Source organism: Candidatus Aquicultor secundus (genome assembly GCF_002791875.1).
Classification (GTDB): domain Bacteria; phylum Actinomycetota; class Aquicultoria; order Aquicultorales; family Aquicultoraceae; genus Aquicultor_A; species Aquicultor_A secundus.
In genome coordinates, this window is sequence record NZ_PFNG01000052.1 from 1 (window position 1) to 2,267 (window position 2,267).

Annotated in this window: 2 protein-coding genes; both read left to right on the forward strand. The window is 49.8% G+C overall.

The genetic code is table 11. The features are described from left to right. Positions 1–53 precede the first annotated feature (53 nt). Positions 54–1,010, forward strand: coding sequence for a DNA-binding protein WhiA (gene whiA, locus COY37_RS02125; protein ID WP_286975813.1), 957 nt, complete (start codon positions 54–56; stop codon positions 1,008–1,010). 53 nt (positions 1,011–1,063) lie between these two features. Then, complete coding sequence (gene gap / locus COY37_RS02130; RefSeq protein WP_286975816.1) at positions 1,064–2,059, forward strand: type I glyceraldehyde-3-phosphate dehydrogenase; 996 nt, start codon at positions 1,064–1,066, stop codon at positions 2,057–2,059. Positions 2,060–2,267: the final 208 nt, after the last annotated feature.

Consider the following 2,267-nt stretch of genomic DNA (forward strand, 5'->3'; position numbering starts at 1 on the left):
AATGACACAATGTGTACCGGTTTTGTCTTAATTGAAAAGGAGAAATCGTATAATTGTCATTTTCTATGGAAGTTAAGAGCGAGCTTGCCAAGCTGCAGCCGAAACGTGTGTGCTGCCAGCGGGCGGAGGCTTCGGCGATCATCCACATGGATGGAAGCCTCCATATCCTCGGCAACGAGCGCTTTGCCCTTGACGTCTCAACAGAGAACGCGGCGGTCGCACGCCTTTTATATAAATACTTAACCGATACGTTTCCTCTCAAAGTCGAATCCATCGTTCGAAGAAGCGTTCTTCACAAAGTAAACAACTACCTCATCCACATCCCGGACCAGCCCGCGACCGGCCAGGTCTTAAACGAACTCGGCATTCTGGACGACCATATGGTCATGGCGCCGGGAATTCTGCAGAGGGTCGTTAAAAAAGATTGCTGTGCGGTGGCGTATCTTCGCGGGGCGTTCCTGGGCGGGGGCTTTGTCAGTAACCCGAAAAGCGATTATCATTTTGAGTTGACGACCGACAATGCCGAGTTTGCCGAGGATTTGCGCGATCTGGTGCGCCGCGTCGGGCTTAACGCTAAAATCAGCACCCGCAAGAAAAACTTTGCGGTCTATAATTATGCGGTTTACATAAAAGACAGTGAAGAGATACTGCAGTATTTAGCGCTCATCGGCGCCTACAACGCCCTTTTGCAATGGGAGGACGAGCGCATCGTAAAAGAGATACGCGCGCAGGTAAATCGCCTGGTCAATTGCGATACGGCCAACTTAAACAAGGTCGTCAACGCCGCAGCGGAGCAAATTAAAGATATAGAAATCGTGGACTCTAAGCTCGGACTTGAAAATTTACCAAATAGTTTGCAGGAGTTTGCCGGGGTACGTGTCGAATATCCATATGTTAGCCTAAAAGAGCTAGGAGAGCTATTTAACCCACCTCTTAGCAAATCAGCAGTGTATCATCGGGCCCGGCGCATGTCTCAGTTGGCAAAAAGCCTTCTTAAGGTTTCGCGCTAATCCCGATAGGGAAAAGTTATGACAACTTGCAGGAAAGAGGAGGAGTAAAACGTATGGCAGTTAAAGTAGGCATCAACGGGTTTGGGAGAATAGGTAGGAACGTATTTAGAGCAGCATTCGATGATCCTGATATCGAAATCGTCGCGGTAAACGACCTAACTGATGCCAAGACCCTTGCGCATCTGCTCCAGTACGACTCGACGTTTGGAATTTTTGAGGCGGATGTCGAACCAACCGAAAACGGTATTGAAGTCGACGGTAAAGAGCTGAGAGTAACCGCCGAGAGAGACCCCGCAAACCTTCCGTGGGGCGAGATGGGCGTGGATATCGTAATCGAGTCCACCGGTCGTTTCACAAAAGCTGATGATGCAAAGAAGCATCTCACCGCAGGCGCTAAAAAAGTCATTATTTCCGCACCGGCAAAAGGTGAGGATATTACGGTGGTTATTGGCGTGAATGACGAGAAGTTAAAGCCCGAGCACAAGATTATTTCAAACGCTTCGTGCACGACCAATTGTCTTGCACCGGTTGCAAAAGTTTTACTTGATAACTTTGGAATCGAGAGGGCCTTCATGACGACCGTTCACGCGTATACCAACGACCAGGCTCTGCTTGATATGCCGCATAAAGACCTGAGAAGGGCAAGGTCTGCGGCGGTATCGATTATCCCGACATCCACCGGCGCCGCAAAAGCCATCGGCCTTGTCATTCCCGACCTGGTAGGCAAGATGGACGGCATGGCCCTTAGGGTACCCGTTCCTGACGGCTCCCTTATCGACCTCACCGTCGAGCTTTCAAAAGAAGCATCGGTCGACGACATCAACAATGCGATGGCCGAGGCCGCCGAGTCGGACAAGATGATGGACATCCTGGCCTATACCGAGGACCCGATCGTATCAATCGATATAGTCGGCGACCCGAGGTCGTCAATCTTTGATGGCTTGTCGACCATGTCTTCCGGTAAAATCGCCAAGGTTCTGTCCTGGTACGATAACGAGTGGGGTTACTCGAACAGGATCGTCGATCTCGTAAAGATTATCTCTGAATAAAAGCAGTTATCAGTGAATTTGAGATAGCGGGGAATCGATGAAGTGCTCGGCGTTGAAGTTACCGGGCGAATAAAAACAGTTATCAGTGAATTTGAGATAGCAGGTGCCGACCGGTATCTTTATACCATACCGGTCGCCATCTGCTATTGGTATGCCCGAAGAACGAGGGTCGAGAATGAAAGAAGAAGCCAAAAGGACAGAATCCAGT

Excerpts from the sequence above, each read along its gene's own strand:
- gap (WP_286975816.1), top strand. The coding sequence starts at position 1,064 with ATGGCAGTTAAAGTAGGCATCAACGGGTTTGGGAGAATAGGTAGGAAC.